We start from the raw sequence: 14,653 nt of genomic DNA, 5'->3' as shown, positions 1-14,653 counted from the left end.
AAGAGCGAGAGGGGCTGCCCCTTATGTCCGGCGCGGCGCGGCGGGGGCGCCGATATCGGCGCCGTGGCCGGCGAAGTCGACGCTGGGATAGACGCCGCTGAGCACCTCGTCGAAATGGCGGCGCACCGCCTCGGAGCAGTCGCAGCTCGCCTGCCGCAGGCGAACCGCGTCCTTCACCACCAACCGGCCGCGCCGCGTATCGACGGCGCCCGCCGCGCGCAGCACATGCAGCACCCGGCCGACATAGGACCGCCCGACCGCCAGCATGGCGGCGAGCTGCTCCTGGGTGAGGCGGACATTCGCGTCGCCGGACCGCTCCATGGCACCGATCAGCCATTTGGCGGTGCGTTGCTCGATGGAATGGGCGGCGTTGCACGCCACCGACTGGAAGATCTGCGCCAGCAGGCAATCGGCATAACGGGCGAACAGGTGGCGCAGCATCCCCGACTGGTCCTTGGCACGCTCGAGATCGGCGCTGTCGAGCCGCAGCAGCGGCCCGCCGATCTGCACCTGCGCCCGGCAATAGGCCGGTAGCCGGCCCTGGCTGACGATGCCGCCAACCGCGCCCTCGCGCCCGACCATGCCGACCTCGGCGGGGCGGCCGTCCTCCAGCATCACCATGAAGGAGATGAGGGTCGGCCCGCAGGGGAAATAGACCGTGCGCACATCGTCGCCCGGCTCGTACAATACCGTGCCGGCGGGCCGCTCCAGCCGCATCAGATGACTACGCAGCAGCGCGAAATCCACGTCGCGCACCGCCGCCAGCAAATTGTTGCCGGTCGCCGCACCACCGATCCCGACATTGGCCACGCTCGCCACTCCGCCGCCCTCCGTTCGCATTGGGTAGACTGGCAACGCGGTAGGGGAAGAAATGTTCACCAGTGCGCAGAACGCGGCGCGCGCAGGCCCTACAAGGGAGGTAGCGAGCTAGGCATGCAGGGGCATGTTCGCCCTGAGGCCTCGTGCGTCAGGCGGGAAGAAGGCGGGCGGATGGCCGTTCAACGGACGACGGGACGGCGCGATGATCGCCGCAATCGCTCAAACGGCCACGCCGGGAAAGCGGCGCGCCATCCGCATGAGTGAGCCCTCGGTCCGGCCCGCACGGCTCTCGCCGTTCTGGAGGCTGGTGACGGCGGCGCGGCCGCTGCGCCGTCACCCCTGGCTGGGCGACGCGGTCGGCCTCGCCATGCTGGCGGCGGCGGTGGCGCTGCGCTACGCCGTCGACGAGGTGCTGCCGCCGGGCTTCCCCTTCCTCACCTTCTTCCCGGCGGTCATCCTCACCACCTTCTTCTGCGGGCTGAGGCCGGGGCTGACCTGCGCGGCGCTGTCCACCGTCGCCGCATGGGCGTTCTTCATCGGCCCGGCAAGCGGGATGAACATCGCCGACGGCCAGGCGCTGCTGGCGCTGGCCTTCTTCGTCGTCATCGCCTCCATCGACATCGCGCTGATCCACTTCACCTTCGGCGCGGCCGAGCAATTGCGCGAGGAGCAGATCACCACCGCCCGGCTCTATGAGAGCCAGCGCATCATGTTCCAGGAGCTGCAGCACCGCGTCGCCAACAACATGCAGTTCGTGGCGGCGCTGCTGAACCTGCACAGGCGGCGGGCCGCCGGCGACCCGGCGCAGGCGCTCGGCGCGCTCGACGAGGCGCGCACGCGGCTCGACACCATCGCCCGCATCCACCGCCATCTCTACGCGCCTGAGCGGCTCGACATGCCGACCGGCCAGTATCTGCGCGAGCTGTGCGGCGAGATCGCCGCCGCCGCCGGCATCGAGGGCATTGCCTGCGAGGTCGTCTCGCCGGACCTGCCGCTGAACGTGGCGCAACTCACCACGCTGTCCATGCTGGTGGCGGAGATCGTCACCAATTCGCTCAAGCACGCCTATGCCCCCGGCACGGCTGGCACGCTGCGGCTCACAGTGACGCCACGCGACGAGCGGCGCTACGAGATCGCCATCGCCGATGACGGCCGCGGCCTGCCGGAGGGCACCGATCTCAGCCAGAGCAGGGGCCTTGGCTGGCGGATCATCCAGGGCCTCGCCAGCCAGCTCGGCGGCGAGGCCCTATATGCCGCGGCCCCCGAGGGTAGCGGGACAGTGGTGCGGGTCGAGATCGCTCTCGCCTGAGCGCCCTGCCTTCGCCCGGCCAAGGCCACGCCGCAGACCGGCCTTCCGCCGTGGCCTTGCAGCCGGAACTGGGCTAAGAGCGCGCAGCGCTTTCACGCATCGGCTTCCACCAGCGGGGACCCCACCATGACCCAGACCTTCGACCTTCTCCTCAAGGGCGGCACGGTGGTGAATCAGGACGGCGTCGCGGTGCGGGACGTCGGCGTGACCGGCGGGCGCATCGCCGGCATCGGCTCCTTCGACACCGCCCAGGCCGGCGAGACCGTCGACTGCGCCGGCCTGCACGTGCTGCCGGGCATCATCGACACCCAGGTGCATTTCCGCGAGCCCGGCATGGAGCACAAGGAAGACCTGGAGACCGGCTCCCGCGCAGCGGTGATGGGCGGTGTGACGGCGGTGTTCGAGATGCCGAACACCAATCCGCTCACCACCTCGGCCAGCGCGCTGGAGGACAAGATCGCCCGCGCCACCGGGCGCATGCATTGCGACTTCGCCTTCTTCGTCGGCGGCACGCATGACAATGTGAAGGACCTGCCGGAGCTCGAAATGCTGCCCGGCGCCGCCGGCATCAAGGTGTTCATCGGCTCCTCGACCGGCTCGCTGCTGGTCGCCGACGACCCCGGCGTGCGCGAGATCCTGAAGGTGATCCGCCGCCGCGCCTCCTTCCACTGCGAGGACGAGCCGCGCCTCGCCGAGCGCAAGGGATTGCGCGTGCCCGGCGACGCCTCCTCGCACCCGGTGTGGCGCGACGAGATCGCCGCGCTCACCGCCACCACCCGCCTCGTCAACCTCGCCCGCGAGGTCGGCAAGCGCGTGCATGTGCTGCACGTCACCTCGGCCGAGGAAATGCTGTTCCTCGCCGCCAACAAGGACGTCGCCAGCGTCGAGGTGACGCCGCACCACCTCACCATGGATTCGAGCTGGTATCAGCGCCTCGGCTCGCTGGTGCAGATGAACCCGCCGGTCCGCGACGCCCGCCACCGGGAGGCGCTGTGGGCGGCGCTGGCCGCCGGTGTGGTCGACGTGCTCGGCTCCGACCACGCGCCGCACACGCTGGAGGAGAAGGCCAAGCCCTATCCCGACAGCCCCTCCGGCATGACCGGCGTGCAGACGCTGGTGCCGATGATGCTCGACCATGTGAATGCCGGCCGGCTGACGCTGGAGCGCTTCGTCGACCTGTCGAGCGCCGGGCCGGCGCGGCTGTTCAACATCGCCACTAAGGGGCGGATCGCGGTCGGCTACGATGCCGACTTCACCGTGGTCGACCTGAAGCGGCGCGAGACAATCACCAATGGCTGGATCGCCTCCCGGCCGGGCTGGACGCCCTATGACGGCGTCGAGGTCACCGGCTGGCCGGTCGGCACCTTCCTGCGCGGCTCCAAGGTGATGTGGGAAGGCGAGTTGACCACGCCGTCCTCCGGCGCGCCGGTGCGCTTCATGGACGCGCTGAAGCCGCTGTGAGGCGGCGCCAGCAGGTCACTCAATACGTCACTTCCGCCAGATACAGCCCCGCCGACGGCGCCATCGGGCCGCAGCGCGTGCGGTCCCGCGCCTCCAGCGCCGCCTTGACGTCGCCGGGCGTCCAGGCACCCTCGCCGACCTTCACCAGCGTGCCGACCATCGAGCGCACCTGATGGTGCAGGAAGGACCGCGCCGCCGCGTGCACACGGATCTCTGTGCCGAAGTCGAGCGGCGCCGTCTCCACCTCCAGCCGGTCCAGCGTCTTCACCGGCGAATTGGCCTGGCAGCCAATGGCCCGGAAGGTGGTGAAGTCGTGCCGGCCGACCAGCTGCCGCGCGCCCTCCGCCATCGCCTGCGCGTCGAGCGGGCGCAGCACCCGCCACGCCCGGTCGCGGTCGAGCACCAGATCGGGACGGCGCACGATGATGCGGTAGAGATAGCGCCGGCCGATCGCCGAGAAGCGGGCATGGAAATCGTCCGCCGCCACTTCCGCCGCCAGCACTGCCACCGGCAGCGGGCGCAGATGCGCGTTCATCGCATCGCGCACCGTGTCGGGGCGCCAATGCTTCGCCAGCTCGATATGGGCGACCTGCCCGGTGGCGTGCACGCCGGCATCGGTGCGCCCGGCACCCTGCACATGCACGCGCTCGCCGGCGAAGCGTTCCACCGCGTCGGTGAGCGCACCCTGCACCGTGGCGCCGACAGCCTGAAGCTGCCAGCCGACGAAGGGCGTGCCGTCATATTCGATGGTGAGCTTGTAGCGGGGCATGGGGCTGTCTAGCGCCGCCGCGCCGTCCCGTCACTATCTCACCTCCCGCCCTTGCTCCGGCCAAGGCGCTTGGGGCATCGTGCGCGCCCGACAGGAGCCTGACATGACCGACCGCACCGACATCGTAGACCCGAACGACCATGTCGTGCTGATCGACGGCTCGGCCTACATCTTCCGTGCCTATCACGCGCTGCCGCCGCTCACCCGCTCGTCCGACAAGCTCCCCGTGGGCGCGGTGGCCGGCTTCTGCAACATGCTGTGGAAGCTGGTGCGGGCGCAGGGCTTCTCCCCCGCCCCGACCCATCTCGCGGTGGTGTTCGACAAGTCGGAGCAGACCTTCCGCAAGGACATCTACCCGCTCTACAAGGCGCAGCGCCCGGACCTGCCGGAAGACCTGATCCCGCAATTCCCGCTGATCCGTGAGGCCACCCGCGCCTTCGACCTCGCCTGCGTCGAGCAGGCCGGCTTCGAGGCCGACGACATCATGGCCACCTATGCCGAGCAGGCGAAGAAGCGCGGCGCCCGGGTCACCATCATCTCCTCCGACAAGGACCTGATGCAGCTGGTCGACGACAATGTCCGCATGTACGACCCGATGAAGGACAAGTCGATCGGCGTCGACGAGGTGTTCGAGAAGTTTGGCGTCACCCCGGACAAGGTGATCGACGTGCAGTCGCTGGCCGGCGATTCGGTGGACAACGTGCCGGGCGTGCCGGGCATCGGCATCAAGACCGCCGCGCAGCTGCTCGCTGACTATGGCGACCTCGATACGCTCCTCGCCCGCGCGAGCGAGATCAAACAGACCAAGCGCCGCGAGAACCTGATCGAGTTCGCCGATCAGGCGCGGCTGTCGCGCGAGCTGGTGACGCTGAAGCGCGACGTACCGGTCGAGGTACCGCTCGACGAGATCGCCGTGGTGGAAGCGGAGGGCAAGCGGCTGGTCGCCTTCCTCAAGGCGATGGAATTCACCACCCTGACCCGCCGTGTCGCCGAGGCCTATGAGATCGAGGCCGCCGCCATCGAGCCGGATCCGAAGCTGATGGCCGGCGCGCCGGCCTCGCTCGCCTTCGCCGAGGCGGCGGGGCTGGTGGAGCCGGAAGCGACGGAGGCCGGGACAGCGGCGCCGGCCGGCGCCGCGACGGATGGCCTGGCGTCGCCGAGCGCTCGGGCGGTGGCGCGCGTCGAGGCCGCCGCCAAGACGCCGGTGGATCGATCCCGCTACGAGACGGTGATGGACATCGCCCGGCTGCGGGCCTGGGTGGGCAAGGCGTTCGAAGCCGGCTTCGTCGCCATCGACACCGAGACCAATTCGCTCGATGCCATGCAGGCCGAGCTGATCGGCTTCTCGCTCGCCTTGGCGCCCAACGAGGCCTGCTACGTGCCGCTCCAGCATGTCGGCGCCGGTGACGGGCTGTTCAGCGAGGGCATGATCCCCGGCCAGATCCCGCTCGCCGAAGCGATCGCGACCATCAAGCCGCTGCTTGAGGACGCGGGCGTGCTGAAGATCGGCCAGAACCTCAAATATGACTGGCTGATCCTCGCCCGCTACGGCATCGAGATCGCTCCCTATGACGACACGATGCTGCTCTCCTACGTGCTCGACGCCGGTGCCTCGCCGCACGGCATGGACCCGCTCTCCATGCGCTGGCTCAACCACACGCCGATCAAGTACGAGGAAGTCGCCGGCAAGGGTAAAGGCGCCGTCACCTTCGACAAGGTCGCCATCGAGAAGGCGGTGGAGTATGCGGCCGAGGATGCCGACGTCACGCTGCGGCTGTGGGAGGTGCTGAAGGCCCGCCTCGTCGCCGAGCGCAAGAGCACCGTCTACGAGACGCTGGAGCGGCCGCTGGTCACCGTGCTCGCCAATATGGAGCGGCGGGGCATCCTCATCGACCGGCAGATGCTCTCGCGGCTGTCCGGCGATTTCGCGCAGGGCATGGCGCGGCTGGAGGCGGAAATCTCCGGGATGGCGGGGGAGAGTTTCAATCCCGGCTCGCCCAAGCAGCTCGGCGACATCCTGTTCGGCAAGATGCAGATCCCCGGCGGGCGCAAGACCCCGACCGGCGCCTGGTCGACCGGCGCCGACGTGCTGGAGGAGCTCGCCGAGCAGGGCCACGAGCTGCCGCGCCGCATCCTCGACTGGCGGCAGCTGCAGAAGCTGAAATCCACCTATGCCGACGCGCTGCCGACCTATGTGAACCCGCATTCCGGCCGGGTGCACACCTCCTTCGCGCTGGCGGCGACCACCACGGGCCGCCTCTCCTCCTCCGAGCCGAACTTGCAGAACATCCCGGTGCGCAGCGAGGAAGGCCGCAAGATCCGCAAGGCCTTCGTCGCCGCGCCCGGCCACAAGCTGGTCTCGGCCGACTATTCGCAGATCGAACTGCGGCTGCTCGCCGAGATCGCCGACACCCCTTCGCTGCGCCAGGCGTTCCAGGACGGGCTCGACATCCACGCCATGACCGCCTCGGAAATGTTCGGCGTGCCGATCGCCGGCATGCCGAGCGAGGTGCGCCGGCGGGCCAAGGCGATCAATTTCGGCATCATCTACGGCATCTCGGCGTTCGGCCTCGCCAACCAGCTGTCGATCCCGCGCGAGGAGGCCGGCGCCTACATCAAGCGCTATTTCGAGCGCTTCCCCGGCATCCGCGCCTATATGGATGAGACGCGCAACTTCGCCCGCGAGCACGGCTATGTGGAGACGCTGTTCGGCCGGCGCTGCCACTACCCGGACATTTCAGCCAAGAACCCGTCGATCCGCGCCTTCAACGAGCGCGCGGCGATCAATGCCCGGCTGCAAGGCTCGGCGGCCGACATCATCCGCCGCGCCATGGCGCGCATGGACGCGGCGCTGGCGGCGGCCAAGCTGGAAGCCCGCATGCTGCTGCAGGTGCATGACGAACTGATCTTCGAGGTACCGGATGCCGAGATCGAGGCCACCATCCCGGTGATCACGCGGGTGATGGAGGAGGCGCCGATGCCGGCGGTGTCGCTCAACGTGCCGCTGAAGGTGGACGCCCGCGCCGCCGCCAATTGGGACGAGGCGCATTGAAGCGGGGTTGCTCCCTCTCCCCGCGCCCTCTCCACTGCACTCGGATGTACCCGAGTGCAGTGGAGAGGGCCGGGGTGAGGGGCCTTCCTGGCTTCCCGATGTCGTCTCCCCTCACCGACCCGCTACGCGGGCCACCTCTCCCCAATGGGGAGAGGGTAGGGAAGGCCTCAGTGCGCGGCTTCCCGCGCGCGATCCAGCCGCTCGATGATCGCCTTGGCGACCAGCGTCACCAGCGCCACGGCGGTGAGCAGCGTCGCCACCGCGAACGCCGCCACCGCGTTGTTATCTTGGTAGAGCAGCTCGATTTGCAGCGGCAGGGTGTTGGTCTGGCCGCGAATGTTGCCGGAGACGATGGACACCGCGCCGAACTCGCCCATCACCCGCGCATTGCACAGGGCCGCGCCGTAGAGCAGGGCGAAGCGGACATTGGGCAGCGTCACCAGCCGCAATATGCGCCAGCCGCCGGCGCCGAGCGTCACCGCCGCCTCCTCTTCCTCGGAGCCTTGGGCGATCATCAGCGGGATCAGCTCGCGGGCGACGAAGGGCGCGGTGACGAACAGGCTCGCCAGCATGATGCCGGGCACCGCGAACATGATCTTGATGTCCCAGGCCTCCAGCGTCGGCCCGAGCAGCCCCTGCGCGCCATAGACGAACAGATAGGCGACGCCGGCGATGATCGGCGAGATCGAGAACGGCAGCTCCACCAGCGCCACCAGGAGGTTGCGACCGGGGAAGGAGAACTTGGCGATGCACCAGGCGGCGGCGATGCCGAAGCCGATATTGATCGGCACCACCACCAGCGCGGTGATCAGTGTCAGCCAGATGGCGTATTGTGTGTCGGGCGCCGCGAAGGACGCGGCATAGGCGCCCCAACCATGCTTCAGCGCCTCGGCGAAGATGGCGGCGAGCGGTGCCACCAGGATGAGCGCGGTGACCAGCAGCACCGCGCCGATCAGCACCCGGCGGGTCGCCGCGCCGCTGCCGACGCGCACGCGGGCGCCGAGACCGTCCTTGCGCGGGCGGGGAATGGTGGGAGGTGCGGCCATCTTCAGTCCGCCGATCCGATCCGCCGCTGCTGCCACAGCTGGATCATGTTGACGAGGAACAGCATCACGAAGGCCGTGGCGAGCAGCGTCGCGGCGATGGCGGCGGCGGCCGGGTAGTCATATTCCTCGATGCGGATGAAGGTGAGCAGCGACACCACCTCGGTCTTCATCGGCAGGTTGCCGGCGATGAAGATGATCGCCCCGAACTCGCCGAGCGAGCGCGCGAAGGACAGCGACGCCCCGGTGAGAAAGGCGGGGAAGATCGCCGGGAAGATCACCGTGGCGAAGATGCGCCGGTCCGAGGCGCCCAGCGTGGCGGCGGCCTCCTCGACATCGGCATGCAGGTCCTCCAGCACCGGCTGCACGGTGCGCACCACGAAGGGGATCGAGGTGAAGGCCATGGCGATGGCGATGCCGAGCGGCGTGTAGGCGACGTCGATGCCGAGCGCGGCCAGCGGACCGCCGAACCAGCCATTCTTGACGAACAGCGCCGACAGCGCGAGGCCGGCCACCGCGGTCGGCAGGGCGAAGGGCACGTCGACCAGCGCGTCGAGCAGCCGCTTGCCGGGAAACTCATAGCGCGCCAGCACCCAGGCCAGCGCAAGGCCGTAGACGCAGTTGAAGGCGGTGGCGAGCGCGGCGGTGGCGAAGGTGATGCGGAAGGCGGTGGCGGTGCGCGGGCCGGAAAGGATGGCGAGATAGCGCTCCCAGCCGACGTCCAGCGCCTGCCAGACCAGCGCGCCCAGCGGCAGCAGCACGATGAGGCTGAGATAGAGCAGGGTGATGCCGAGCGACAGTCCGAAGCCCGGTATGACGCGGTTCAACGGCTCGGCTCCTTCCCCCGGCGACGGCCACTTCTCGGCCGATGGCCGGTGCAGGACCGGCCATGCCGCACTTATCCGCCAATGTCCAGTGCGAGACCGATTTTCACGACGACGGAACGGAAAATGGCCGGATGTGATCCGGCCATTCCCGATCTGCGCTTCGCTCCCCGCCCGGCGCCGCGTGGCCCCAGGCGGGAGAGGAAGTCCGCCTCACTTGCCGACGAAGAGCTGGTCGAGCTTGCCGTCGGAGACGAAGTGGGCCTTCTGCAGCTTGTCCCAGCCGCCGAACACGTCCTCGACCTTGACGAGGCGCACCGGGGCGAACTTGTCCTTGAACTGCTCGGCCACCTCCTTGTCGACGACGCGGTTATTGGCCTGCGCGGCGATGGTCTGGCCTTCGGTGGAATAGAGCCAGGTCAGGTAGTCGGTCGCCACCTGCCGCGAGCCGCGCTTGTCGACCACCTTGTCGACCACCGCGACCGGGAACTCGGCGAGCAGGCTCACCGGCGGCACCACGACCTGGAAGTTCTTTTCCTTGTAGGCCTCCTTGGCGCTGATGACCTCCGCCTCGAAGGTGATCAGCACGTCGCCCTGCTCGCGCTCGACGAAGGAGGTGGTGGCACCGCGCCCGCCAGTGTCGAAGACGACGACGTTGGAGAGCAGTTTCTTGGCGAACGCGTCGGCCTTGGCCTCGTCGCCGTTGAACTTCTCCAGCGCGAAGGCATAGGCGGCGATGTAGGTGTAGCGGCCATTGCCCGAGGTCTTCGGGTTGGGGAACACCAGCTTGACGTCGTCGCGGACGAGGTCGTCCCAGTTCTTCACATTCTTGGGATTGCCGGCGCGCACCAGGAAGGCGGGGAAGGAATACCAGGGCGACGCAGCGTTGGGCAGCCGGGTCTGCCAGTCCTTGGCGACGAAGCCCTTGTCGACCAGGAACTGGATGTCGGTGATCTGGTTGAAGGTGACGACGTCCGCCTCCAGGCCCTCGACGATCGAGCGCGCCTGCTTGGAGGTGCCGGCATGGCTCTGGTTGACCTTGATCTCCTTGCCGGTCTTCGCCTTGTAGCTCGGCTCGAACTTGGCGTTGATCGCCTCGAACAGCTCGCGGGCGATGTCGTAGGAGGCGTTGAGGATCGAGGTCGGCTCGGCGGCCCGCGCGGGCGGCACGGCCGCCGAGAGCACGAGGGGCGCCAGGGCGGCGGCGAGGACGAGGCGGCGCGACAGGCGCATGGCGTAGTCTCCAGACGGCGATGATTTATCGATTAAAATTTGTGGAAATAACAATTCCACAGTCGAAATTGATTTAGCATGGCGATTGTCGTGACGGAAGGGTGAATCCGCGTTCCCCGGCGATCCTTCCATCCGGCCTTCCATCCGGCCGGGCCGGCAACAACCTGCAAAAACTCGCGCCGACGGCTGGTTCCGTGCTAGTGGCAGCGCCGAGGAGTGATGCGCGTGGCCATCGAGATCAAGATCTGCGGGCTGAAGACGCCGGAGGCGCTGGACGCGGCGCTTGCCGCCGGTGCCGACATGGTCGGCCTCGTCTTTTTTCCGAAGAGCCCGCGCCATGTCGCCCTCGCCGATGCCGCCGCGCTGGCCGAACGCGCGCGGGGCCGGGCGGCCGCTCCCATGCACGGGCAGGCCCGCAGCCGCGTTCGCGTGGCGGCCCTGACCGTCGACGGCGGCGACGCCGAGCTCGACGCAATCGTCGCCGCCGTGCGCCCCAACATCCTCCAGCTGCACGGTCACGAAACCCCGGAACGCGTCCGCGCGATCAGGAACCGTTTCGGGCTCGAGATCTGGAAGGCCGTCGGCATCGCCGGAGCGGAGGATCTCGCCGGCCTGCCCGCCTATGAGGACGTCGCCGACCGGCTGCTGCTGGATGCCAAACCGCCCAGGGGCGCGGCGCTGCCCGGCGGCAATGGCGTGCCGTTCGACTGGAATCTGCTGCGCGGCCTTGACCTCGCAAAGCCCTTCATGCTGTCAGGGGGGCTGACGCCTGAAAATGTCGGGCAGGCGCTGGCCATTACCCAGGCGCGGGCGGTCGACGTCTCGTCCGGCGTGGAGAGCGCGCCCGGCATCAAGGATCCGGCGCGGATCGCCGCCTTCATCCGTCACGCGCGGGAAGCCGCGCGCCACTTCGAACCCGTCGCCGGCTCGCCGGCGGAACCCCTGCCGGCAACACCGCTGCCGGCAGAGCAGACGAGCCCCGCCAACCTAACGAGCTCCACGTCGTGAACGCACCCAACTCCTTCCGTACCGGCCCCGACGAGAGCGGGCATTTCGGCATGTTCGGCGGCCGTTTCGTCGCCGAGACCCTGATGCCGCTGATCCTCGATCTGGAAAAGGCCTATCAGGACGCCAAGGCGGACCCCGCCTACAAGGCGGAGATGGATGCCGGGCTGAAGCACTATGTCGGCCGTCCTAGCCCGCTCTATTTCGCCGAGCGGCTGACCGAGCACCTGCGCGCCGGTGCCGGCGAGGGTCTGGGCGCCAAGATCTATTTCAAGCGCGAGGAACTGAACCACACGGGTTCGCACAAGGTGAACAACGTGCTCGGCCAGATCCTGCTCGCCCGCCGCATGGGCAAGCCGCGCATCATCGCCGAGACCGGCGCCGGCCAGCACGGTGTGGCCACCGCGACGCTGTGCGCCCGCTACGGCTTGAAGTGCGTCGTCTATATGGGCGCGCTCGACGTCTCCCGGCAGGCGCCCAACGTGTTCCGCATGAAGATGCTCGGCGCCGAGGTGGTGCCGGTGCAGGCCGGCGCCAAGACGCTGAAGGACGCCATGAACGAGGCGCTGCGCGACTGGGTGACCAACGTGCACGACACCTTCTACTGCATCGGCACGGTGGCGGGCCCGCACCCCTATCCGGCGATGGTGCGCGACTTCCAGTCGATCATCGGTCACGAGACCCGCGCCCAGATGCTCGAACAGGAGGGCCGGCTGCCGGACAGCCTGATCGCCTGCATCGGCGGTGGCTCCAACGCCATGGGCCTGTTCCACCCCTTCCTCGACGATCCGCACGTCAAGATCTGGGGCGTCGAGGCCGCCGGCCACGGCATTCCGAGCGGCCAGCATGCCGCCTCGCTCACCGGCGGACGGCCGGGCGTGCTGCACGGCAACCGCACCTATCTCCTGATGGACGACGACGGCCAGATCGCCGAGGCGCATTCCATCTCCGCCGGCCTCGACTATCCCGGCATCGGCCCGGAGCATTCCTGGCTGCACGACACCGGACGCGCCAACTACATCTCGGCGACCGACGAGGAGGCGCTGGCCGCCTTCCAGCTGGTGTCGCGCCTCGAGGGCATCATTCCGGCGCTGGAGCCGGCGCATGCGCTCGCCAAGGTCATCGACCTCGCGCCGACACTGCCGAAGGACCACCTGATGGTGGTCAACCTTTCCGGCCGCGGCGACAAGGACATCCCGCAGGTGGCGGACATTCTGGGAACCCGCATATGAGCTCGCGCCTCACCCAACGCTTCGAGGCCTGCGCCCGCGAGGGCCGCGCTGCGCTCGTCACCTTCGTCACCGCCGGCGACCCGGACCACGACACCTCGCTGGCGCTCTTGAAGGCGCTGCCGGCCGCCGGCTCCGACGTCATCGAATTCGGCGTGCCGTTCACCGATCCGATGGCCGACGGCCCGGCGATCCAGGCCGCCGGCCTGCGCGCGCTGAAGAACGGCCAGACGCTGGTCAAGACGCTCGCCATGGTGCGCGCCTTCCGCGAGACCGACACCACCACGCCGGTGGTGCTGATGGGCTACTACAACCCGGTCTATATTTACGGCGTCGAGCGCTTCCTGGTGGACGCCAAGGCGGCCGGTGTCGACGGGCTGGTGGTGGTCGACCTGCCGCCGGAAGAGGACAACGAGCTGTGCCTGCCGGCGCTCGCCGCCGGCCTCGCCTTCATCCGCCTGGCCACCCCGACCACCGACGATAAGCGCCTGCCGGCGGTGCTGAAGAACACGGCGGGCTTCGTCTACTACGTCTCGATCGCCGGCATCACCGGCGCGGGCTCGGCGGATGCCGGTGCCGTCGCGCAGGCGGTGACGCGGATCAAGGCGCACACGCCGCTCCCGGTGGCGGTCGGCTTCGGCGTCAAGACGCCGGCGCAGGCCGCCGCCATCGCCGCCAATGCCGACGGCGTGGTGGTGGGCTCGGCGCTGATCGACGCGCTGCGCGGTACGCTCGACGCCGAGGAGAAGGCGACGCCCGCCACCATCCCGGCCGTCACCCGCCTCGTCTCGGCGCTGGCGGAAGCGGTGCGCACGGCGCGGCCGGCGGCCGCCGAATAGCGGGGACCGCCTTTTCCTCGCCTTGCTGCATGATTACTTGCTGCGTAACCACTCGCTGCGTAATCACTTGCAGCGTGACCAGATGCAGGCCGGTGCCGCCGCGCGCCGCCTCGACCACCTCGGAGCCGAGCCCTTGAACTGGATCTCGAACGTCGTCCGCCCCAAGCTCAACAGCTTCCTCAATCGCCGGGAAGTGCCGGAGAACCTGTGGGTGAAGTGCCCCGAGACCGGGCAGATGGTGTTCCACAAGGATCTCGAGGCCAATCTGCACGTGATCCCAGGCTCGGGCTATCACATGCGCATGGAACCGACGGCCCGGCTGCGCGCCACCTTCGACGGCGGCAAATGGTACGACATCGCCCTGCCGTCGGTCGTCGCCGACCCGCTGAAGTTCCGCGACGAGAAGCGCTACACCGACCGGCTGAAGGACGCCCGCACCAAGACCGGGGCGCAGGACGCGCTGAAGGTCGGCTATGGCAAGCTCGAAGGCCTGCCGGTGACCGTCGCCGTGCAGGATTTCGGCTTCATGGGCGGCTCGCTCGGCATGGCGGCGGGCGAGGCCATCGTCACCGGGCTGGAGACCGCCGCGGCCCGGGGCACCCCCTTCATCATCTTCGCCTCCTCCGGCGGTGCCCGCATGCAGGAGGGCATCCTCTCGCTGATGCAGATGCCGCGCACCACCTGCGCGGTGCAGGAACTGCGCGAGGCGCGGCTGCCCTATATCGTCGTGCTCACCAACCCGACCACCGGCGGCGTTACCGCCTCCTACGCCATGCTGGGCGACGTGCATCTCGCCGAGCCGGGCGCGCTGATCGGCTTTGCCGGCCCGCGCGTCATCGAGCAGACTATCCGCGAGAAGCTGCCCGACGGCTTCCAGCGCTCGGAATTCCTGCGCCAGCACGGCATGGTCGACATGGTGGTGCACCGGCACGACATGCGCGCTACCCTCGCCCGGCTGTGCCGGCTGCTGATGCGCGCGCCCGCCGTCGAGGCGGCGCCGGCGCGTGCCGAGGAACCGGCCGCGACGCCGGACGCTGTCGCCGTTCCCGCCGCTCCGGCGGCTTCCTGAC

General features: G+C 69.0%; 12 protein-coding genes. 7 read left to right on the top strand and 5 right to left on the bottom strand.

Translation table 11 applies throughout. The features are described 5' to 3' along the window. Positions 1-21 precede the first annotated feature (21 nt). Complete coding sequence (locus tag LGR54_RS02640) at positions 22-810, bottom strand: Crp/Fnr family transcriptional regulator (protein ID WP_230360413.1); 789 nt, start codon at positions 808-810, stop codon at positions 22-24. Positions 811-1,075: 265 nt separating this feature from the next. On the opposite strand from LGR54_RS02640, the gene LGR54_RS02635 reads away from it, so the two are divergent. Beyond that, on the top strand, positions 1,076-2,128 hold the full coding sequence (locus LGR54_RS02635) for a sensor histidine kinase (RefSeq protein ID WP_230360412.1): 1,053 nt from the start codon (positions 1,076-1,078) through the stop codon (positions 2,126-2,128). A gap of 126 nt (positions 2,129-2,254) precedes the next feature. Next, a complete protein-coding gene (locus tag LGR54_RS02630) occupies positions 2,255-3,589 on the top strand; it encodes a dihydroorotase (protein WP_230360411.1) in 1,335 nt (444 codons plus the stop codon). Positions 3,590-3,608: 19 nt separating this feature from the next. Here LGR54_RS02630 and truA read toward each other — a convergent pair whose 3' ends face one another. Continuing rightward, entirely contained in the window at positions 3,609-4,358 is a 750-nt protein-coding gene (gene truA / locus LGR54_RS02625; protein ID WP_230360410.1) for a tRNA pseudouridine(38-40) synthase TruA, read from the bottom strand. 103 nt (positions 4,359-4,461) lie between these two features. Here truA and polA point away from each other — a divergent pair, with 103 nt between their 5' ends. Then, positions 4,462-7,410 (top strand): DNA polymerase I, encoded by a 2,949-nt coding sequence (gene polA, locus LGR54_RS02620; protein ID WP_230360409.1) that lies wholly within the window; start codon positions 4,462-4,464, stop codon positions 7,408-7,410. Between the two features lie 167 nt (positions 7,411-7,577). On the opposite strand, the gene cysW is transcribed toward polA, so the two are convergent. The 3 genes from cysW to cysP all read right to left on the bottom strand — a co-directional run bounded on the left by cysW (position 7,578) and on the right by cysP (position 10,510). Further along, the gene (gene cysW, locus LGR54_RS02615; protein ID WP_230360408.1) at positions 7,578-8,456 is read right to left on the bottom strand and encodes a sulfate ABC transporter permease subunit CysW; all 879 of its coding nucleotides are present in this window, start codon (positions 8,454-8,456) and stop codon (positions 7,578-7,580) included. Positions 8,457-8,458: 2 nt separating this feature from the next. After that, positions 8,459-9,280, bottom strand: coding sequence for a sulfate ABC transporter permease subunit CysT (gene cysT / locus LGR54_RS02610; protein WP_230360407.1), 822 nt, complete (start codon positions 9,278-9,280; stop codon positions 8,459-8,461). A 210-nt stretch (positions 9,281-9,490) separates the two neighbouring features. Beyond that, complete coding sequence (gene cysP, locus LGR54_RS02605; RefSeq protein WP_230360406.1) at positions 9,491-10,510, bottom strand: thiosulfate ABC transporter substrate-binding protein CysP; 1,020 nt, start codon at positions 10,508-10,510, stop codon at positions 9,491-9,493. Between the two features lie 225 nt (positions 10,511-10,735). On the opposite strand from cysP, the gene LGR54_RS02600 reads away from it, so the two are divergent. From LGR54_RS02600 to accD, 4 genes are all read left to right on the top strand, one after another. Continuing rightward, on the top strand, positions 10,736-11,518 hold the full coding sequence (locus LGR54_RS02600) for a phosphoribosylanthranilate isomerase (RefSeq protein WP_230360405.1): 783 nt from the start codon (positions 10,736-10,738) through the stop codon (positions 11,516-11,518). Between the two features lie 50 nt (positions 11,519-11,568). Further along, positions 11,569-12,747 carry a tryptophan synthase subunit beta gene (gene trpB, locus LGR54_RS02595; protein ID WP_230360785.1) on the top strand — a complete coding sequence of 393 codons (1,179 nt, stop codon included), beginning with the start codon at positions 11,569-11,571 and terminating at the stop codon, positions 12,745-12,747. Beyond that, positions 12,744-13,583, top strand: a complete 840-nt coding sequence (trpA, locus tag LGR54_RS02590) for a tryptophan synthase subunit alpha (RefSeq protein WP_230360404.1) — start codon at positions 12,744-12,746, stop codon at positions 13,581-13,583. Before trpB ends, trpA begins: the two co-directional genes overlap by 4 nt. Before the next feature lie 133 nt (positions 13,584-13,716). Continuing rightward, positions 13,717-14,652: an acetyl-CoA carboxylase, carboxyltransferase subunit beta gene (accD, locus tag LGR54_RS02585; protein WP_230360403.1), complete on the top strand. Its 936-nt coding sequence runs from the start codon at positions 13,717-13,719 to the stop codon at positions 14,650-14,652. Position 14,653: the final 1 nt, after the last annotated feature.

The sequence above is a fragment of the Ancylobacter sp. Lp-2 genome (assembly GCF_020523795.1).
In the GTDB taxonomy this organism is placed as follows: Bacteria; Pseudomonadota; Alphaproteobacteria; order Rhizobiales; family Xanthobacteraceae; genus Ancylobacter.
Note: the sequence above shows the minus strand (reverse complement) of the source record. Positions and strands in the feature narration are given on the sequence as shown.